General features: G+C 56.5%; 18 protein-coding genes. 13 read left to right on the forward strand and 5 right to left on the reverse strand.

All coding sequences use genetic code 11. The features are described 5' to 3' along the window. Positions 1-27 precede the first annotated feature (27 nt). Both AC2FID_RS03745 and AC2FID_RS03750 read left to right on the forward strand, forming a co-directional pair. Positions 28-1,140: a Ppx/GppA phosphatase family protein gene (locus AC2FID_RS03745; protein WP_109311858.1), complete on the forward strand. Its 1,113-nt coding sequence runs from the start codon at positions 28-30 to the stop codon at positions 1,138-1,140. Further along, the gene (locus tag AC2FID_RS03750; RefSeq protein ID WP_058271698.1) at positions 1,140-1,856 is read left to right on the forward strand and encodes an RlmE family RNA methyltransferase; all 717 of its coding nucleotides are present in this window, start codon (positions 1,140-1,142) and stop codon (positions 1,854-1,856) included. The genes AC2FID_RS03745 and AC2FID_RS03750 overlap by 1 nt, the downstream gene beginning before the upstream one ends. 1 nt (position 1,857) lies before the next feature. Here the strand turns inward: AC2FID_RS03750 and AC2FID_RS03755 are convergent, their stop codons facing one another. From AC2FID_RS03755 to AC2FID_RS03765, 3 genes are all read right to left on the reverse strand, one after another. Further along, a complete protein-coding gene (locus tag AC2FID_RS03755) occupies positions 1,858-2,046 on the reverse strand; it encodes a hypothetical protein (protein ID WP_058271699.1) in 189 nt (62 codons plus the stop codon). 97 nt (positions 2,047-2,143) lie between these two features. Further along, complete coding sequence (locus AC2FID_RS03760) at positions 2,144-4,045, reverse strand: multiheme c-type cytochrome (RefSeq protein WP_496835453.1); 1,902 nt, start codon at positions 4,043-4,045, stop codon at positions 2,144-2,146. Then, on the reverse strand, positions 4,042-4,908 hold the full coding sequence (locus AC2FID_RS03765) for a YihY/virulence factor BrkB family protein (RefSeq protein WP_058271700.1): 867 nt from the start codon (positions 4,906-4,908) through the stop codon (positions 4,042-4,044). The genes AC2FID_RS03760 and AC2FID_RS03765 overlap by 4 nt, the downstream gene beginning before the upstream one ends. 178 nt (positions 4,909-5,086) lie before the next feature. Between AC2FID_RS03765 and AC2FID_RS03770 the strand changes: the two genes are divergently transcribed. The 8 genes from AC2FID_RS03770 to AC2FID_RS03805 all read left to right on the forward strand — a co-directional run bounded on the left by AC2FID_RS03770 (position 5,087) and on the right by AC2FID_RS03805 (position 13,514). After that, on the forward strand, positions 5,087-6,172 hold the full coding sequence (locus tag AC2FID_RS03770) for an AI-2E family transporter (RefSeq protein WP_496835455.1): 1,086 nt from the start codon (positions 5,087-5,089) through the stop codon (positions 6,170-6,172). Between the two features lie 3 nt (positions 6,173-6,175). Further along, on the forward strand, positions 6,176-7,288 hold the full coding sequence (locus AC2FID_RS03775; RefSeq protein ID WP_496835457.1) for an acetoin utilization protein AcuC: 1,113 nt from the start codon (positions 6,176-6,178) through the stop codon (positions 7,286-7,288). Between the two features lie 108 nt (positions 7,289-7,396). Further along, positions 7,397-8,374, forward strand: coding sequence for an AAA family ATPase (locus AC2FID_RS03780; RefSeq protein WP_496835458.1), 978 nt, complete (start codon positions 7,397-7,399; stop codon positions 8,372-8,374). 17 nt (positions 8,375-8,391) lie between these two features. After that, positions 8,392-9,339: a DUF58 domain-containing protein gene (locus tag AC2FID_RS03785; protein ID WP_496835459.1), complete on the forward strand. Its 948-nt coding sequence runs from the start codon at positions 8,392-8,394 to the stop codon at positions 9,337-9,339. Continuing rightward, a complete protein-coding gene (locus AC2FID_RS03790; RefSeq protein ID WP_496835461.1) occupies positions 9,336-9,809 on the forward strand; it encodes a DUF4381 domain-containing protein in 474 nt (157 codons plus the stop codon). Before AC2FID_RS03785 ends, AC2FID_RS03790 begins: the two co-directional genes overlap by 4 nt. Beyond that, complete coding sequence (locus AC2FID_RS03795) at positions 9,809-10,792, forward strand: VWA domain-containing protein (RefSeq protein ID WP_282118385.1); 984 nt, start codon at positions 9,809-9,811, stop codon at positions 10,790-10,792. The genes AC2FID_RS03790 and AC2FID_RS03795 overlap by 1 nt, the downstream gene beginning before the upstream one ends. Then, positions 10,789-12,294, forward strand: coding sequence for a VWA domain-containing protein (locus tag AC2FID_RS03800; RefSeq protein WP_496835463.1), 1,506 nt, complete (start codon positions 10,789-10,791; stop codon positions 12,292-12,294). Before AC2FID_RS03795 ends, AC2FID_RS03800 begins: the two co-directional genes overlap by 4 nt. Beyond that, complete coding sequence (locus AC2FID_RS03805) at positions 12,291-13,514, forward strand: hypothetical protein (RefSeq protein ID WP_496835465.1); 1,224 nt, start codon at positions 12,291-12,293, stop codon at positions 13,512-13,514. The genes AC2FID_RS03800 and AC2FID_RS03805 overlap by 4 nt, the downstream gene beginning before the upstream one ends. A 2-nt stretch (positions 13,515-13,516) precedes the next feature. Here AC2FID_RS03805 and AC2FID_RS03810 read toward each other — a convergent pair whose 3' ends face one another. Then, on the reverse strand, positions 13,517-14,197 hold the full coding sequence (locus AC2FID_RS03810; protein ID WP_058271709.1) for a Crp/Fnr family transcriptional regulator: 681 nt from the start codon (positions 14,195-14,197) through the stop codon (positions 13,517-13,519). A gap of 194 nt (positions 14,198-14,391) precedes the next feature. On the opposite strand from AC2FID_RS03810, the gene AC2FID_RS03815 reads away from it, so the two are divergent. From AC2FID_RS03815 to cls, 3 genes are all read left to right on the forward strand, one after another. After that, complete coding sequence (locus AC2FID_RS03815; RefSeq protein WP_496754125.1) at positions 14,392-15,993, forward strand: arylsulfatase; 1,602 nt, start codon at positions 14,392-14,394, stop codon at positions 15,991-15,993. A gap of 102 nt (positions 15,994-16,095) precedes the next feature. Beyond that, positions 16,096-17,085 carry an HAD family hydrolase gene (locus AC2FID_RS03820; protein ID WP_496835468.1) on the forward strand — a complete coding sequence of 330 codons (990 nt, stop codon included), beginning with the start codon at positions 16,096-16,098 and terminating at the stop codon, positions 17,083-17,085. Positions 17,086-17,109: 24 nt separating this feature from the next. Beyond that, entirely contained in the window at positions 17,110-18,522 is a 1,413-nt protein-coding gene (gene cls, locus AC2FID_RS03825; RefSeq protein WP_496835469.1) for a cardiolipin synthase, read from the forward strand. Here the strand turns inward: cls and AC2FID_RS03830 are convergent. Beyond that, positions 18,519-18,953 carry an ion channel gene (locus tag AC2FID_RS03830; protein WP_058278005.1) on the reverse strand — a complete coding sequence of 145 codons (435 nt, stop codon included), beginning with the start codon at positions 18,951-18,953 and terminating at the stop codon, positions 18,519-18,521. The two genes, cls and AC2FID_RS03830, sit on opposite strands and share 4 nt — an antisense overlap. Positions 18,954-19,113 lie beyond the last annotated feature (160 nt).

Below are 19,113 nucleotides of genomic sequence, written 5' to 3' on the forward strand. Positions count from 1 at the left end.
TAACTCGAAAATCGGAGGGCGTTTAATATGGCGCCCAAGCGTCCCAAAGGTGCGGGCGCGTTCCCGAAGGCGGTCGAAAGCCCCGCGCCGGCAAGACCCGATCCAGATGCGTTGTATGCGGCGCTGGATTTGGGAACCAATAGTTGCCGCATGTTGATAGCCCAGCCTAAGGGCAGCGGCTTCCATGTGGTCGACAGCTTTTCCAAATCCGTGCAATTGGGCGCGGGTTTGGAACGGACCGGACGGTTGTCTCGGTCTTCTATGGCGCGCACCATACAGGCGCTTCGCATCTGTCAGCAAAAGCTGAAACGCAACAAGGTCAGGCGCATGCGTCTGGTCGCAACCGAGGCGTGCAGGCGTGCCAAAAACTCACGCGAATTTATCCGGCAGGTAAAACGCGAAACCGGACTGACGCTTGAGATCATCCAGCCCGAGGAAGAGGCGCGCTTGGCCGTGATCTCCTGCGCGCCGTTGGTGTCCACCAAGACCGATCAATTGCTGGTCGTGGATATTGGTGGCGGATCAACCGAACTGGTGTGGATCGACATCTCATCCGTACCGCGCCGGGACCGCCCCGCCGCGATCATGCGGTTGCACCATGGGTTTCACACGACTGACAGCCCCTTCCCTGCGGCAAAAGTCGTCGACTGGATCAGCGTACCCCTGGGTGTTGCAACCCTGCGCGATCAGTTCAACGACGTCGAAGATGACTCCGCTCGCTTTGCCCTGATGAGCTGGTTTTTCGAAGAAAACCTTGCCGATTTCGCGCCTTACAAGGACGAGCAAGCCCGCCTCGGGTTCCAGATCGTCGGTACTAGTGGCACGGTTACAACCGTTGCGGCCTCGCACCTTGGGCTCAAGCGCTATGACCGGACCAAGGTCGATGGTTTGCGCATGACCAGCGATCAGATTGACAAAGTCATACGAGGGTATCTAGAACTCGGCCCTCAGGGTCGGCGCCGGGATCCCCGGATTGGCGATGACCGGCAGGCCCTGATCATGTCCGGCTCGGCCATTTTGCAGGCGCTGTTAAGATGCTGGCCCACCGACCGCCTTTCAGTGGCGGACCGGGGGCTGCGCGAAGGCCTGCTCTATGCGCAGATGAGCGCGGACGGCGTACTGGAAGACGGACCGTTCTGATGGCGAAGACACCAAGTGGCAAAAACAACTCGGGGCGCGGGCAGCGTGACCTGAAGGTCAAGGTAAAGACTGCACGCGGGCGTAAGCTCAGCTCGACCCGTTGGCTCGAGCGGCAGCTGAACGACCCCTATGTGAAACGTGCGCAGGTCGAAGGGTACCGTGGGCGCGCAGCGTTTAAGATATTGGAGCTGGACGAAAAGTACCGGTTCCTCGTGCCGGGTGCACGTGTCGTCGACCTGGGCTGTGCGCCGGGTGGATGGCTGCAAGTGGCGGTCAAACGTGTGAACGCGCTGGGCGAACGTTCCGGCAAACGGATCGGCACAGTTCTGGGTGTCGACCTGCAAGAGGTCGAACCGGTCGCAGGTGCCGAGGCACATGTGCTGGACTTCATGGAAGACGATGCCGACGACAAAGTCAAAGAGTGGCTGGGCGGCAAGGCTGACGTGGTGATGTCCGACATGGCCGCGTCGTCATCTGGGCACAAGCAAACCGACCACATGCGCATCATGGCTCTGTGCGAAACGGCGGCCTATTTCGCCTTTGACGTACTGGAAGAAGGCGGCACGTTTGTTGCCAAGGTTCTGGCCGGTGGCGCCGAAGGCGATCTGCAAAAGCTGCTGAAGCAGAAATTCGACAAAGTTGCGAATGTGAAACCACCCGCGTCGCGTTCGGACAGTTCCGAGAAGTTCGTTGTCGCAACCGGGTTCCGGGGCTAGATCAGTCGTCCAGCGAAATCCGATCCTCTGTCAGCACCTGTTCGCGCAGTGAAGCGGCGGCAATACCTTGTATCAACAACGCTTGGCCGTGATTGATGTATTCCGGTGGTCGGGCCCGCAATTCCTCGATCCGTTGCGACAAAGCCAGTGGCTTTTTGAGCTTGGACGTGTGGACCGGTTTGAGAAACATGTGTCACCTATAAGCTGGGGCAATTCTTGCCTCAGCTTGATCGGTAACTATGAAATTTGCCGGGAAAATGACGGAAACCGGGCCAAGCCGTGCCGTTTCAGCGGCCCAGTTGCTGCTTCAACTGCAATAGGTTCGGGTCCTCTGGGATGATCTCTAATCCCTGGGCCAGAACATCGCGTGCGGCCTGAGGTCCACGATTGATCTGCGCCAGTTGCACCAGCATTGGCCAGGCTTCGGCGCGTTGCGGGTCAAGGGTAACCACCTCTTGAAACGCCCGCTCAGCCGCTAGCGCGTTGCGGAACGTCAGGGCCATCCCGCCAAGCACGAGATGCGTTTCAGGAAAATCCAGACGGTTGGAAATCGCCGACTGCCACTCGGACATGCCCCGCCCCGACAATTGCTGCTGTTCCGCAGTCAGGGCCTGCGGCGGAATGTTCAGAAACTCCTTTGCTGCCGAAATGCGGACATTCCGTAACGGGTCGGACAGCAGCGGCTCAAGCCGTTGAACTTGATCGGGCAAACTGGCCTGACGCTGCAGCGGAGCCGCATTTGCCCGAACCAAAGCGTCTTCGTCCACCAACAGCTCTGCAGTTCTGGCCGCCACATCTGCGGACCCAAAAGATTGCAGCAGATAGGCAGCCGTGGCGCGCACGATGCCGGGTTGCTTAGGGTCGGTTGCGATGTCCAGTAGCTCGTCTGGCCCATCCGCACGACCAAGCGTTGCTGCCTGAAAGGCCGGTCCAAAATGCGGCTCTCGATGCGCGCTGTCCGGAAACCAGCCTTCGATCTGCTGGGCGGCCCATGTCTGATCCTGATCCGAATGGCAATCCGTACAGGCATCCTGCCCAAGCCCCAAATCGGGACGAGGTACACGGAAACTGTGATCGCGCCTGCCGTCGACACCCATATAGACACGCTCGATCATGTGGCAGGACTTGCATTGCGCGCCGTCACTGCCCTCTGGGTGATTGTGATGTTCTGGCGCGTCGTAATCTTTGGCAGCCAGAGTCGGAAACCGTGGATTTGCGGCGGGCGAATGACACTGCGTACACACCCCGTTTCCATCCGCCCTCAGACTCGCGCTGTGCGGCTCGTGACAATCCATGCAGCCCACGCCGCGGTCATACATCTTGGATTGCAGGAACGAGCCGTACACATAGACTTCATCCAAAATCTGACCGTCCGAGTGGTACAACCCCGGACGAAGGACCGCCAGATTGTAGGCGTCATGATAGGGCGTTCCGGGCAGCGGGTTGCCATCTCCATGCGCCTCACGACGGGAATGACACCCGGCGCATTGCTGAATCTCGGCCTCGGTCTGGCCTTTACCCCAATCCATCAGGAACCCGGTGTCGCCCAGACCCTGCGGCAGGCTTTGCCCCCCGACCCACTCGATATGTGCCGAACCCGGGCCATGGCAGCTTTCGCACCCTACGCCGATCTCGGCCTGTACCGAGTCGTATGTTCTGGTTTCAGCGTTGTACTGTTTCTCAAAACCGGTCGCGTGACATTCCGCACACCGTGCATTCCAGTTCTTGTAGGGTCCGGTCCAGTGCAACCCGTCATCTGGGGGTAAATCCTGATCGGGATAGAGGTGAAACCACTGCTTGTTCTCGGTATCCCAAACAACATCGAAACTCTGCAACCGGCCGGGTTCTGTTTCGAACAAGTATTGCTGCAATGGCTCAATGCCGACGACGGAATGTACGCCGTATTCGGTGGTCACTCCGTCTTTTTCCGTGACTTTTGCGCTCAGCGCGCCTTCGGTGTCGGTGAATTCAACGGACATCCCGTCATGTTCGAACCGCGTTCCGTCAAAATCGGCAACAACAGCCCCGTCTTTAACCTCAGTCCAGGCCAGCGCGTGGTGGGAATTGGACCACGCCGCCGCCTCGTCCTTGTGGCAATCGGCACATTGATCCGACCCGACATAGGCCGGAGACTGGCTAAAGGCGGCCACAGGCACAAACAGCCCGACACACAACGTCAGAAATTTCACTGAGAACCCCGATCCTGATTGTCTTCCAGATCCATCAAAGCGCCGTTGTATTCGGCACCAAGGATCAGAATTGCCGCGCACAGGTACAAAAAGATCAGCGCCGCCATGACGCCAGCCAAACCCGCATACGTGGCGCTGTAGCTGGCAAATTGCGCGATGTAGATCGAGAACCCCCACCCGCCGGCCGCCCACAAGGCCAACGTCAGAACAACGCCAGGCAGGATTTGCATCAGCTTGTGCCGCCGCGTTGGCAGGATCAGATGCGCCAACAGGACTGTGCCTGCCGGAACCGCAACCGTGAAGGTCCAGCGCAGCCTGTCTACCGACAACCAGTCCGACACGTTCACATCAGTCTTCTCGCTTACTAGTTGGGTGTAGGCGGGCAAAACAACTTCGACCGCGGCAATGGCCAGAATGGCAACACCACCAACTATAACCAGCCCCAGGCACAGCAACCGGGTTTTCCAGAACGGCCAAACGTCGCTATCGTGATAAGCTTGGTTCATGGCCGCCCGCACAGCCATCACACCGTTCGAGGCGAAGAAGATCGCCAGTAGACCACCCAGCGTTATGACGCCCGAGCCGGATTCCTGCAGGACGGCCCGCAATTCAGCCACGATTGGCCCCGCGACATCTTTGGGCCACGCTCCAAACACAAGCTCAATCAGTTCGTCGGTGACATAACCCTGAGACAATGACCCCGCCAAAGCCACTGTGAACAACACAAATGGAAACAAAGCCAGCATCAGGGACATAGCGACGTGGCTGCTCATCACGAACCCGTTTTTGTTGTTGAACCGCACTACGGCCAGCCACAGCGCCTGAACTGGCCGGCCAATTGAGGGAATCACACGTGCATTCATGCGCTCAGCCTAACCCGCCTCGGCTTTGCTCTGAAATGGCAAATCCCTTCAGAACGTAAATTATCTCGCCCAAATGTTTGGGCACATTGCAGAATCTCGCCCAGCGGTGCAGGATCATCTACCAGAGCGACCACCAATCGTTGTAACGTGCTACGCGGCATCACAGGCGGGCTAAGCGATGACTTTGGAACCTGATCAGAACACGGGCGGTCCGCGGCTGAAGCTGTCGGTTGTTCGGGATGCGACAATTGTCGCCACACTGATTGTATTGGGACTTTACGCGGGTTCAGCATTCCTGATCCCGCTAACCATGGCTTTGTTGATCAACGTTTTGATTATCGCGCTGAGCGACCGGGTAATCTCGATGGCCCGGGTGCCCGTCTGGCTGGCCAACATCGCCGCAATCACAGTTGTTTTGGCTGGTTTGTTCGTGATCATGTACATCCTCGGCAGCCAGGCGACGCAGTTCGCCCGATCCATCAGCACGTATGAAACCCAGTTCGACGGCGCCGTGAACCGGGTCACGGGGCTGGTTGGCAATGACGTCACCACGTTTATCCGTGACAATCTGGTCAGTATCGACATGTCCTATGTCGCGCGTGTGTTGCTCAGCAGTGCAACATCGCTGCTGAACCAGTTTTTCCTGATCAGCCTGTACGTGGCCTTCCTGATGGCCGAGCGTCTGGCGTTTCGCAAAAAGATACAACTGGCGGCGGGCAATCCTGAAACCGGGGCCGAATTCACCACAATTCTGGATGCGATCACCGACAGCCTGCAGCGCTATGTCGGGGTAAAAACCTTTATCAGCCTGGTCACGGCGGGCATCAGTTATTCGGTTTTCAAGGCGCTTGGGCTTGAATATGCCGAAACATGGGCCGTGCTGACCTTTGCGCTGAACTTCATCCCGTCTATCGGTTCGATCATCGCCGTAATCTTTCCGGCCATGATTGCCCTCGTTCAATATGAAACGATCGGGCCTTTCCTGATCATCGTGTTCGGTTGCGGCACCATCCAGTTTCTGATCGGCAATTTTGTTGACCCTGCCTTGCTGGGCCGGTCGCTGAACATGTCTACGTTTCTGGTGATCCTCGCGCTAACGTTCTGGACAACCGTTTGGGGGCTGATCGGTGCATTCCTGAGTGTTCCTTTGACTGTCTGCATTCTGATCATCTTCAGCCACATTCCTGCCCTTAGGCCAGTGGCTATTCTGATGTCTCTTGATGGCCGCCTTGGTGATGACAACGCACCCGCACGGACCCAATAATCTGTGCAAAAACCGATCTTCATAGGGTCCGAGATCTATCGCCATTCGACCTATGGTTCAAAACACCCGCTGGCTATCCCGCGCGTCTCCACCGTCATGGACCTGTGCCGCGCGCTGGGCTGGATCAATTCGGAAAATTACAGGGTCAGCCCCCGCGCAAAACCCGGCGCGCTGCACCGCTTTCACACGCCGGACTACATAGATGCGCTGCAGGCCGCGGAAAGAGCTCAAAGCGTCTCGGATGATGTACGCTCGACCTATGCGCTGGGCACGCTGTCCAACCCGGTATTCCCAGAGATGTACAGACGCCCCGCCACTGCGGCCGGAGGATCAATGTTGGGCGCTGAACTGATCCGCGATGGCGGCATCGTTTACAACCCTGCGGGCGGAACACATCACGGCCTACCCGACCGTGCCAATGGGTTTTGTTATCTGAACGACCCGGTTTTGGCGATCCTGACACTGTTGCGAATGGGCCTGGACCGGATTGTCTACGTCGATATCGACGCCCATCACTGCGACGGGGTCGAGGCCGCCTTTCAGGGTTTGGAAACGGTTCGGATGATTTCCATTCATGAAGCCCGACGGTGGCCGTTCACCGGCAAGCTTGATGATGATGCAGGCGGCGCGGCGTTTAACCTTCCGGTGTCCAGAAACCTCAACGATGATGAATTTGGCGCCATTCTCGACCAGCTGATCCTGCCCGCGGCTGAGGCCTTCAAACCGCAAGCCCTTGTCCTGCAATGCGGCGCCGATGCGGTTGCCGAGGACCCGCTGTCGCGCCTGGCGCTGTCCAACAATTCTCACTGGAAAGCCGTCGCCGCACTGAAAGGTCTTGCGCCCCGCGTTCTGGTCCTGGGCGGAGGCGGTTATAACCCGTGGTCAGTTGGCCGCTTGTGGACTGGTGTTTGGGCCACCTTGAACGACCTCGACATCCCCGAAGTGCTGGAGGCAGACGCGCAAGCCATCCTCGACGCATTGACCTGGAACCGGGCAGCTGGCCGAAATCCTCCGATTCACTGGCTTCGAACGCTGCGCGACGCGCCAAACCACGGACCTATCCGACCAGAATTGAAGGAAGATTTGCGCCGTCTGACTGGGCGGATTTCACAGTAGATCGGTGAATTAAAGGCTGCTAACATACCGCTGTTACGACACATTTTCTAAATACCGCACAAAATCACAAAGTCAGTTTGGAAAATTGACGTCGATTGGACCCACCAAATGAATGCACTTAATCAGATAAATGATCTCAAAGCCCGAATGGGACAATCCATTATCGGACAGACTGACGTGATCGACCGCCTGCTGATCGGGATGTTGGCCAACGGAAACTTGCTGATCGAAGGGCTTCCCGGTCTGGCCAAGACCCGCGCGGTCAAGGCAATGGCCCGCAATCTAGACGCGCGTTTCAGCCGGATTCAGTTCACTCCGGATCTGCTACCATCGGACGTCACGGGGACCGAGGTGTTTCAGCAGACCGATGACGGTGGAACATTCCGGTTCGAGCCAGGCCCTATCTTCGCCAATATCGTTCTCGCGGACGAGATCAACCGCGCTCCCGCCAAAGTTCAGGCTGCGTTGCTTGAAGCGATGGAAGAACGGCAAGTAACCGTCTCGGGAACCACGCATAAAATGGAACCGCTGTTTATTGTGATGGCAACCCAGAACCCGATTGAACAGGAAGGCACCTATCCATTGCCCGAAGCGCAAATGGACCGGTTCCTGATGCATGTTCAAATCACTTACCCCCCGGTTGAGGATGAGGTTGAGGTGATCCGTCTGGTTCGGGGCGAGGAAATCGCGGCGGGTAAAGGCGCAACCAATGAAGCGCCGCCGACAATCCCGCAGGACGCCGTATTCGCCGCGCGTTCTGAAATCGGTCAGATCCACGTATCCGACGCAATGGACCGCTACATGGCCGATCTGGTGCAGGCCACGCGAACGCCCGGCGCGTTGAGCGATGAGCTGGCCAGCTGGATCGACATCGGTGCCAGCCCACGCGCCTCGTTGGCTTTGGACAAATGCGGTCGCGCGCATGCCTGGATGAACCAACGCGACTATGTCGACCCCGCCGATATTCGCGCCATCGCACATGATGTATTCCGCCACCGCATCACCCTGAGCTTTGAGGCTCAAGGCAGCGCCAAATCTGCGGATGATGTGATTTCGGAAATCCTGCAGCTTGTTGCGCTGCCCTGAAACCAAAGGAACGCCGCGTGTCCCAGACCGCCGCATATCCCGACGACCCACGCATACACGTTGATGCGGACCACCTGTTAAAGCTGGGTCCAAAGTCCCGCGCGATCAGCCTGCTGCCCCGCCAACCTGCCCGTTCGATCCTAAACGGCCGGCATGCCTCACGCTTGCGCGGGCGCGGTCTGAACTTTGAAGAACTGCGAAACTACTTGCCCGGCGATGACATCCGTACCATCGACTGGAAAGTGACCGCGCGCACCGGAGAACCCCATGTTAGGGTCTATACCGAGGAACGCGACCGCCCCGCCCTTTTGCTTGTGGACCAGCGTGTTTCGATGTTTTTCGGCACGCAAGTCTACATGAAATCGGTCATCGCGGCCGAAGCCGCGGCGATCGCTGCGCACCGGGTGCTAGGGCAAGGCGACCGGGTCGGTGGGATCGTCTTTGGCGATTCCGATGTGGCCGAACACCGACCCCAACGGCGACCCGCTGCCCTGACACGGTTCCTGTCATCGGTGGGCGCGCTGAATTCAAACCTACGCGCAACGTTGCGGGATGAGCCAACCGTGGCGTTGAATGATGTGCTGAAGCAGGCCGCGCGGATCGCGCATACCAATACTTTGGTGTGCGTCTTTTCCGATTTCGATGGGCTGAATGAGGTGTCAGAGAAACTACTTAGCAGACTTTCTGCCTCGAATGATCTGATATTGTTCAATATTTCCGACCCCAGCTCTCGCGAACTTGCCCCGAACCTTCGGCTTACGGTGTCCGATGGCGACCGTCAGATTGAACTCGACAGCTCGGACCCCGACTTGTCGCACCGAATAAGAACAGCGCTGGAAGATCGACTTGCCCAGCTACAGACGTGGTCGCGCCGCTATGGATTTCCCGTAGTACCGCTGACCACGGCGGAGCCGACGCTCGACCAGTTGCTCAAGCTATTTGGTCATCCCGGAGGCCGAAGATGAGCGTCGATGTCGAAGGCAAATCACTGGTTGACCTGCTGGACATGCTGGAACCTGCCCCGGTGCCCGAGCCTATTTCCATGGTGCCCCAAACCTGGGGGTGGAGTATTTTGGCCTTAATCCTTGCTGGGCTTATCATCCTTGGCGTTTATGCCTTTCTTCGCCACCGACAGTTTAATGCATACCGACGTGAAGCGTTGATCGAATTGGCCGCGTCAGACAACAACGCTGCAAAGATAGCCGAAATACTCCGCCGCACGGCTCTGGTCGCGTATCCACGTCGGAAAGTCGCTGCATTGCATGGAAAAGAATGGACCAACTTCCTAAACCAAACCTCTGATAATGTTACCTTTACTGATGGCGCTGGCCGCCAACTTGTGGAAGCACCATACAGAGATGCAAAAGCCGATCCTGATCTGGAAATCCTCGCGCGAAATTGGATCAAATCCCATAAGCGGGAAAGGACAGCCTGATGTTCTCCTTTGCCGCGCCTTGGGTTTTCCTCCTGCTCCCGTTGCCATTTTTAGTGTATCGGCTTGCCCCACCGTATCGCGAAAAAAGCAGCTCGATCCGCATCCCATTCTTTCGCCATGTCGCACAGGCCGCTGGAGTTGAACCCAAGTCAGGATCCGTCATTCCCCGCCGAGCACGGTTTCAGGCCGCCACAATCGCATTGATCTGGCTTCTTTTGGTAGCAGCCATGGCCCGCCCCGAAAAACTTGGTGAACCATTGGTTATCGAAAAGTCGGCGCGCGACGTGGTGCTTGCCTTGGACATTTCAGGATCAATGGACCAGCGGGACTTCACAACAACGGACGGCGCTCCAAAGCAACGACTGGCCGCGGTTAAGGATGTGCTGCGTCAATTTATTGCCGAACGCCAAGGCGACCGGATGGCTTTGATCATCTTTGGTACTCGGGCCTTTGTTCAAGCCCCTTTCACCGAAGATCTGAACAGTTTGAATGGGTTCCTGGATCAAACTCAAGTTGGCATGGCCGGTCCCAATACCGCGTTGGGGGATGCAATTGGTCTGGGCATACGCACCTTTGACTCCAGCGAGGTCGACCAGCGCCTGATGATCGTTTTAAGCGACGGGGCGGATACGTCCAGCCGCATGACGCCGGTAAACGCCGCAGCAATCGCGGCCGAGAAAGGCGTCGTCATCTACACGATCGGCGTTGGTGATCCAGACGCCTCGGGCGAGGACCGGGTGGATCTGGATGCCTTGAAGGACATTGCAGACCGTACGGGCGGCGAATACTTTTTTGCAGACGACGAAGAGGCATTGGCTGACACATACGCACGCATTGACGAACTCAATCCCCGCGTCGTGGAAACACAAAGCTATAGACCACGTGAAAGCCTTGCACATTACCCGCTTGCGTTGGCATTGCTGACAATGCTCGTCACTATGACCGGTCAACTTGTAATCCAGCGGCGCCGAGGTGCAGCATGAGCGACGCGTTGGCGGATTTCCATTTCTTGCGAGCCTCTTGGCTGCTGTTCCTCATCCCTATTGCGATACTCTGGTGGGTGATGCGGCCCAAACCCAATTCGCACTCCCAATCCATAACCGGCATCGCGCCGCACCTTGCCGCCGCCCTGACCCTGGGGGCAGAAAACAAGAAGCGTGTGTACCCGATAGACGTCGCGATGATCGCAGCAATCTTTGTCACCTTAGCCGCGGCCGGACCGACATGGTCACGGGCCCCGAACCCTTTGGTCGCGGACACGGCACCGCTGGTAATAGCACTGAAGGTCACGGACAGTATGAAGGACCCGGACCTGCCACCATCCCGGCTGGATCGGGCCAAGTTCAAAGTGACTGATCTTATCAATGCACGTGTCGGAGCACAGACGGCGTTGATTGCCTACGCCGGAACCCCACACAGCGTTGCTCCCCTGACCGAAGACGCCAACATCCTGCGCCCGCTTTTGGAGGGCCTCGCGCCAGCAGTCATGCCAAAACAAGGGGATGCAGCCGCAGACGCACTGACCCTCGCCGAAACGATCCTGAACGACAGTGATACACCCGGCGCAGTTTTGTTTGTTCTGGACGATCTGGACCCGTCTCAACTCTCTGCTTTTGAGAACACAACCGTGCCCGTGTTTTTTCTGACAATGCTGCCGAACGGTCAAAACATCGCTCAGTTAAGTGATCTGAGGACCGCGACGGTTGTTCCATTCTCTAACGATGAACGTGATATCAATCGCTTAGAGCGTCAAATTCAATCCGCTTACACTGCGGCGCTGGACGACGATGATCGATTGGACTGGCAGGACAGAGGGTGGATGTTGGCCTGGCCCGCCGCGTTTTTGTCGTTGCTTTGGTTCCGGCGCGGTTGGGTGATCCGTTTGTTGTTGCTGGCAGTGATTTTTGCGGCTCCATCAGGACCCGCAAAAGCCGATGGTTGGCGAGATTGGTTCCTGACCCCGGATCAACAGGGACAGATTGCGATGAACCAGAAACGCTACGTTCAGGCGGCAGAGCTGTTTGGAGACCCATATCACAGGGGGTATGCACAGCTGAAAGCAGGTCAGTACCCCGAAGCCGCGGCAGTCTTTGCCGAACTGGACACACCCGAGGCTGCCTTTTCCGAGGGAATGGCGCGCATTCGAAACCGCGAGTACAGGCCGGCCATAGCAGCGTTTGAAACAGCTTTGGAGCGTCGACCAGACTGGTCCGAAGCGCAGCACAACCTGGAAGTTTCCAAAGCCATCCTCGACTTCGTTGAAACAACCCGGGAGCAGTCGGACACAGGCGAAGAAGCGGGCATCGGGGCCGATGACACAGTCTTTGACAATGAAGCCGGGCGCGGCGAGGACACGACCATTCAGGCCCCGACCGAAGGTGCGCAGGCTATGTCTGCCGATCAGTGGATCAGCACGATCGACACAGATATGCAGGACTTTCTGCGAAATCGATTCCTGTTGGAAAGTCAGGAGCAGAAGCAATGAGATACCTCATATTCCTCATGCTGTTTTTCCCGATACAACTGGGGGCGCAGACAGGTGTTCAACCGCAGGTCACAGCCGAGGCACCTACCGATCCGGTTACTGTCGGGCAACCGGCAATCGTACGGATAAAGGTACTTGTCCCCACATTCATGCCGTCCCCGCCGGTGTTTCCGTCGCTCGAACAAGAAAACATGCTTGTTCGCCTGCCTGAGCGTGCTTCCGGCCCAATCAGCGAAACTGTGGATGGCGAGACCTGGTCCGGTGTTCAACGCAGCTACCGTCTGTATCCGCTTCAGGCTGGGCCGATTGAATTCGGCAAGCAAGAGGTTGTGGTGACCTTTGCCGATCCCGAAACGAATGCTCCAACGACGGTCAGTGTTCCCTTGCCCGAAATGGCCTTGAACGCCGTTGTACCAGAGGGCGCTCGCGATCTGGACCCGCTGATCCTGGCCACGGGGTTCACGGTCGACCAGCAGATCGACGGATCAACCGAAATGGAAAACGGGGGTGCCATCACTCGACGCCTGACTGCCAAAATTGCCGGCACGACGCCCCTTCTGGTGCCTGAATTGATCCCCGGCATGCAGGACCCGCTTCTGAGCGCCTATCCGAAAGAGCCACGTATTACCGAAAGTGAAGACCGGGGTGTTCTGTCTGGCCAGCGCGTTGATGAGATCGTCTATCTTGCGCAACAAGGTGGCCAGACCCAACTGCAGCCTATCACGATCCGGTGGTACAATCTGGACACCAATCAGGTTGAGAAAATTGATGTCGACGCGGTTGATCTAACGCTTGCTCCACCGAAGTGGCAGCCACCGGATGCGGATACGATTTTCAGGTTGCTTGCCTTGTCGGCCGCGTTGACGCTGGTTCTGTGGGCTCTGGCGCGGTTCCTTGGTCCGCGTGTCACAAGTTTGAAACAGGCGCGGCACGACAAATACCAAAGATCCTCTGACTATGCGCTGTATGCGTTGACTAAAGCCTTGCAAACGCGTGATTTATCAAAGTCTTATTCTGCCTTGGAGTTGTGGAAACTGCGCAGCGATACCCCCGACATGGCAATTGGCCTGGAAGAGCAACTGGCTAGGATCGGGGCCGCAAGATACTCATCCCGCACCGGCTCAAAACCCGAGGCTTGGGCAGCGGCATTGTCCGAACTCAAGGTTATGAAACAGACGGAACACCGCGCTCGGAACCAGCTACCGCCGCTTAATCCGTAGGGTCAGCACTGGCAGGCAGCGATCAACTTGCGCCTATCCTTAAGCCGTACGCGGCCATACCCAAGCTCGATCAATCCCAGCTCTACCAAGTTGTGCAATTTACGGTGTAGCGTAGGCAACGACACGGCCACCATTTCGGCCAGTTCATCCTGTGACACGACGATCCACCCATCGGATTTTGAGGCCCCTTCATCCAGGTGCAAAAGGCGCAGAACCAACCGTTTTTCCGCCCCGGTCACTGCCAAATTTGCCATGATGCGCAGCGCAGTTTGCATGTTCTCATGCGATAAAGCATAGAAATCACGAACATATTCGGGGTTGTCACGAACAAGTCGGTCCAGCCGCCGAGACGGAAAAAACAATGCTCGCGTTTTCTGTGTCGCAACAACACTTACCAGTCGGTTGGACTCGGCTAACAACGCAAGATCACCGATCCAGAACCCGCCACCCTGTCTGTGGACAACGAAGTCCTGTCCATCATCCGCAGGTGCAGTGATTTGAACGGAACCCTCTAGAACCGCAAAGACTCCGTTGGCGGGATCTCCGTAGTTATACAGCGCCTCACCCTCATCGAAGGATTTTGCGACCCCGCATGCAAGTAAATCCGATTGAAAGCTTGCGCCTCGCGCCCCGAACCACCCTGAGGCAAGCAGCATCTGTCGGTCACGTGGATTTTCAAACATTAGTATTCATCAATCTCATCATATGATAGGTTTCCGAGCATTGTCATAGCCTAAGGTAAGGCTATTCGATTCTCGACGTAATGTGAATTTTTCCTACCGGGAATCAATACGTTGTTGGCGGAAAAGATAATCGCCGCCATCAATTACTTTTAGATCAACGGATCATTAAGATCCGGCCAATTCAGGAGTAGACCATGTCACCACCCCTATTGATTACAGATAGTTGGCGCGGCACATTGCGCAAATTCGCCGTAGCTACTGTCGCGGTTGCGCTGGCCCTGCCCGCCTGGGCCCAGGATCAAAAGCCCAATATTCTTGTGATCTGGGGCGACGACATCGGACAATCCAATATCTCGGCCTATACGATGGGCCTGATGGGATACCAAACGCCGAACATCGACCGCGTCGCGAATGAGGGCATGATATTCACCGACTATTATGGTGAGCAATCCTGCACCGCCGGTCGATCATCTTATATCATGGGCCAATCGGTATTCCGCACGGGCCTGTCAAAGGTCGGTCTGCCGGGTGCAAAAGAAGGTATGCAGGTCGAGGACCCGACCATTGCCGGTCTCCTGAAAGCTCACGGCTATGCAACAGGTCAATTTGGTAAAAACCACCTGGGCGATCGGGACGAAATGCTTCCGACCAATCATGGTTTCGATGAGTTTTTCGGCAATCTCTATCACTTGAATGCAGAGGAAGAGCCCGAGAACGAAGACTATCCCCAAAACGCTGAATTCCGCGAGCGGTTCGGTCCGCGTGGGGTCATCAAATCCAGTTCCGATGGCATGATCGAAGACACCGGCCCGCTTACCAAAAAGCGGATGGAAACCGTGGATGACGAAACAGTTGCGGCCGCGCTCGACTTCATCACGCGCAAAACCGAAGAAGGCGTACCGTGGTTTGTCTGGTGGTCGGGCACTCGGATGCATTTCCGTACGCATGTCAAAGACGAAATGCGTACAAAGGCTGACGAAATTGCCGGCAAGCATATGGACGAGTACCAAGCGGGTATGATCGAGCATGACATGCACATCGGTCAATTCCTTGCTCTGCTGGATGAACTGGGGATCGCAGACAATACCATCGTTCATTATTCCACCGACAATGGCCCTCATATGAACACTTGGCCAGATGCGGCCATGACGCCGTTCCGGGGTGAAAAGAACACCAACTACGAAGGTGGGTGGCGCGTGCCATCCATGGTACGTTGGCCCGGTAACATTGAGGCCGGTTCGGTCAGCAATGAAATCATGCATCACATGGATTGGTTGCCAACTTATCTGGCGGTCGCCGGAAATCCGGACATCAAGGAGCAACTTCTGGAAGGGATCACCGTTGCCGAAGTGGGCGGCGGACGAGACTACAAAGTGCATCTCGATGGATACAATTTCCTGCCATACCTGACCGGTGAGGCCGAAGAAGGCCCACGGCACGAGATTTTCTACTTCTCGGATGATGGTGATTTGACTGCGCTGCGCTATGACGATTGGAAGGCCGTGTTCCTCGAGCACCGCTATCCGCAGACTCTGCGCGCCTGGGCCGAACCCTGGACCGAACTGCGCATTCCATTGCTGTTCAACCTGCGCCGCGATCCCTACGAGCGGGCCAATATCACCTCGAACACCTATTGGGACTGGTACATTGACCGAGTCTACCTGCTGTTGCCAGCGGCTGAATATGTAGGCCAGTTCCTTGATACTTTCGAAGAGTTCCCACCGCGGCAGAAGCCCGGTAGCTTTACGATTGGCGATGCCAAGGACAAGATCTTCAGTCAGGTTGGCTCGAAGTAAAACCGAAAAACCAGAACCCGCAGTACCCATCTGGCACTGCGGGTTTTTTTGATTTGTTTGCAGCATTTTTATTGCCGCAAGATGCGTCAAAGGTAACGAACCATGACACGAACACTCTCTGCTCTTGCTGTGGCAGTCGCTCTGAACAGTTTCGGAAATTTCACCGCGTCAGCGGACCCGCTGCCCTCTTGGGCGGAATCGGATTCGCGGGACCGCATTATCGAATTTGTCGCCGCCGTGACCGACCCGCAGCGCCCTGAATATGTGACGCCAGCAGAAAGGATCGCCGTTTTCGACAATGACGGCACGCTTTGGGCCGAACAACCTGTGTATTTTCAATTGATCTTTGCTATGGATCGGCTGGCTCAGATGGCTAAGGATGACCCTTCGATCCTGACTACGCCCGTTTTGCAGGCCGCTGCGACAGGCGATCTGAAGACGGTCGCGGAAGGTGGTCATGATGCCTTGATCGAGGTGTTGAATGCCTCTCATTCCGGCGTCACGGTCAACGAGTTCCAAAGCGCCGTCGCCGACTGGCTGGAAACCGCCCGGCACCCGGAAACCGAACTGCCCTATGACCAGATGACCTATCAGCCGATGGTCGAGTTACTGCGGTATCTGCGAGACGAAGGGTTCAAGACCTACATCGTCTCAGGCGGTGGGGTGCACTTTATGCGCGTCTTCGCCGAAGACGCCTATGGCATTCCGCCCGAACAGGTTCTGGGTACATACATGGACACCATTTATGACAGCGCGGAAGGCGAACCGGTTATCACCAAGGCCGATGGCATCGCTTTTGTGGACGACAAAGAAGGCAAACCGATCAACATTGAGCGGACGATCGGTAGACGCCCGATTCTGGCCGGGGGAAATTCGGACGGCGATTTTGCCATGTTGGAATGGACCACCGCAGGCGATGGGCCACGGTTGGGTGTTTTGATTCACCATACCGATGCAGAACGTGAATGGGCCTATGACCGGGAAAGCCCAATCGGCAAACTGGTCGATGGACTGGACAAAGGGCCAGACATGGGTTGGGTGATTGTAGATATGGCGCAAGACTGGTCGCGCATCTACACTGGGGCGAATTGAACCACCACGGAGCCCGATAACCCCATGTGGACACTGCTTGTTTCCGCCTTCGTCTTTGCGCTTTACACAACAGCAGTTTTCTTTTCTGTCCGCGCGGCCCAAACCGCGCGGACACCTCAGGGCGCGGTCGGTTGGGTGGTCTTTCTGATCTCGGCCCCGATGTTTGGCGTACCGCTTTACCTGTTTTTGGGACACCATAGATTTCGGGGCTACCGTATCGCGCGCAAGGAAAGCCAGCGTGTGGTTCAGGGGATCAAGACCTTCGCCGACTACTCAACGCCCGACGCCGACAAATTGCTTATCAACCCCAAACCGTTCGAGGCGCTGGCGCATATGCCAGTGTCGCGCGGCAACGGGGCAGAGCTATTGGTGGATGGGCAGGCCACCTTTGATGCGATTTTTGAGGCGATTGATGCTGCCAAAACTTACGTTCTGATCCAGTTCTACATCGTACGCGCCGATGCGTTGGGTCAGAAACTGAAAGACAAGCTGATCGAAGCAGCCAAACGCGGTGTCAGCGTCCGGTTCATGATGGATGCCGTCGGCAGTTACGCCCTACCCAAGGACTACATCGAAGAGATGCGCGAGGCCGGTATCGCCGTTTCGGATCCGCATGAACAACGCGGACCAAAATTCCGTTTCCAGTTGAACTACCGCAACCACCGCAAAACCGTTGTTATCGATGGCGAAACGGGATTCATCGGTGGTCACAACATCGGGGTCGAGTATTTGGGCCAGGACCCGCATTTCGGACATTGGCGCGACACCCATGTCAGGTTGACCGGTCACATTGTCCGGCAATTGCAGTTGATCTTTATCGAAGACTGGCATTGGGCGCATGAAGAAGATCTGATCGACCAGTTGGATTGGGCCGGGTCCGAGGCGGATCAGGATATCAACGCATTGCTGGTCGCAACAGGCCCGGGCGATGAAACCGAAACCGGGTCAATGATGTTCTTCGCCGCGATCACTGAGGCGAAGAAACGAATCTGGATCGCATCGCCGTATTTCGTACCCGACATCGATATCATGACCGCCTTGAAACACGCAGCATTGCGCGGTGTCGATGTGCGCATTCTTGTTCCTGATGTCATTGATCACCGCCTGCCGTGGCTGGCAGCTTTTGCCTATTTTGATGAAGTTCGCGCCTGTGGTGCACAAGTCTTGCGTTACACAGACGGCTTCATGCATCAAAAGGTCTTCGTTGTGGATGACTCACTGGCCGCAGTAGGCACGACCAATCTGGACAATCGATCATTTCGGTTGAATTTCGAGGCAATGGCCTTGTTCTTTGATCCCCAGACCACAGCCGCCGTCGATGCGATGCTGCAAAAAGACTTTGCCAAAAGCTATGAGCTGACGCGCTATCTGGAACAGCAACCCGTGCACATACGCCTCGGCGCTCCGCTGGCGCGATTATTCTCACCCATCCTTTAAGCCATGAACCTTTCCTGAAACACCCGGGTCATAAGGGCGACCATGTAGGCCGTGGACAACCCAAAGGCCAACAGGCCTGTAACTGCAGCAAAAGTACCGAAGATCCGCAGATCTTCACCCAAGACGATGTCGCCGTAGCCAAGCGTTGTGAATGAGACCAGCGAGAAATAAAGCGCCGTATTCCAGTCGGGCAATACATCGCCGAAAACCCAGACGATGGCCCAAATCCAGACCTGAATGGTGTGGGTCGCGACAATAAAGGCAAGCGCGGTTGCAATTGGACCGGCCGTTGCCAAAATGGCGCCTCTGGCTTCCCAACGCTCGATCAGCCTGTTGATGGCCAGCGTGCACAGAGTCAGAAGAAAGATTTCGACCAGAAAGCAAAGCCCGAGAAACGTGCTGCCCCAAAGGATCTGCTGTGACAAGGTCATGTTTTCGCATCCTGAATTGTACCGACGACAGATCGCCTCACAATGACCTGCACTTCCGGCTGAGACAACCCGATCACCCATGTTCATAGTGCGGCGAAAGGAACCTATGGCGCGTCAACGCTGGACAGTTGGCGAAACTGTTGCAAATCCTTGTAAAAAT

This window comes from Ruegeria sp. CDSC068 (assembly GCF_059610545.1).

What these genes read in the sequence shown, in the direction of transcription:
- AC2FID_RS03790 (WP_496835461.1), top strand. Translation starts at nt 9,336, where the DNA reads ATGAGCGTCGATGTCGAAGGCAAATCACTGGTTGACCTGCTGGACATG.
- AC2FID_RS03815 (WP_496754125.1), top strand. Translation starts at nt 14,392, where the DNA reads ATGTCACCACCCCTATTGATTACAGATAGTTGGCGCGGCACATTGCGC.
- AC2FID_RS03820 (WP_496835468.1), top strand. Translation starts at nt 16,096, where the DNA reads ATGACACGAACACTCTCTGCTCTTGCTGTGGCAGTCGCTCTGAACAGT.
- AC2FID_RS03745 (WP_109311858.1), top strand. Translation starts at nt 28, where the DNA reads ATGGCGCCCAAGCGTCCCAAAGGTGCGGGCGCGTTCCCGAAGGCGGTC.
- AC2FID_RS03755 (WP_058271699.1), bottom strand. Translation starts at nt 2,046, where the DNA reads ATGTTTCTCAAACCGGTCCACACGTCCAAGCTCAAAAAGCCACTGGCT.
- AC2FID_RS03780 (WP_496835458.1), top strand. Translation starts at nt 7,397, where the DNA reads ATGAATGCACTTAATCAGATAAATGATCTCAAAGCCCGAATGGGACAA.
- AC2FID_RS03800 (WP_496835463.1), top strand. Translation starts at nt 10,789, where the DNA reads ATGAGCGACGCGTTGGCGGATTTCCATTTCTTGCGAGCCTCTTGGCTG.
- AC2FID_RS03795 (WP_282118385.1), top strand. Translation starts at nt 9,809, where the DNA reads ATGTTCTCCTTTGCCGCGCCTTGGGTTTTCCTCCTGCTCCCGTTGCCA.
- AC2FID_RS03805 (WP_496835465.1), top strand. Translation starts at nt 12,291, where the DNA reads ATGAGATACCTCATATTCCTCATGCTGTTTTTCCCGATACAACTGGGG.
- AC2FID_RS03810 (WP_058271709.1), bottom strand. Translation starts at nt 14,197, where the DNA reads ATGTTTGAAAATCCACGTGACCGACAGATGCTGCTTGCCTCAGGGTGG.
- AC2FID_RS03770 (WP_496835455.1), top strand. Translation starts at nt 5,087, where the DNA reads ATGACTTTGGAACCTGATCAGAACACGGGCGGTCCGCGGCTGAAGCTG.
- AC2FID_RS03830 (WP_058278005.1), bottom strand. Translation starts at nt 18,953, where the DNA reads ATGACCTTGTCACAGCAGATCCTTTGGGGCAGCACGTTTCTCGGGCTT.
- AC2FID_RS03750 (WP_058271698.1), top strand. Translation starts at nt 1,140, where the DNA reads ATGGCGAAGACACCAAGTGGCAAAAACAACTCGGGGCGCGGGCAGCGT.
- cls (WP_496835469.1), top strand. Translation starts at nt 17,110, where the DNA reads ATGTGGACACTGCTTGTTTCCGCCTTCGTCTTTGCGCTTTACACAACA.
- AC2FID_RS03765 (WP_058271700.1), bottom strand. Translation starts at nt 4,908, where the DNA reads ATGAATGCACGTGTGATTCCCTCAATTGGCCGGCCAGTTCAGGCGCTG.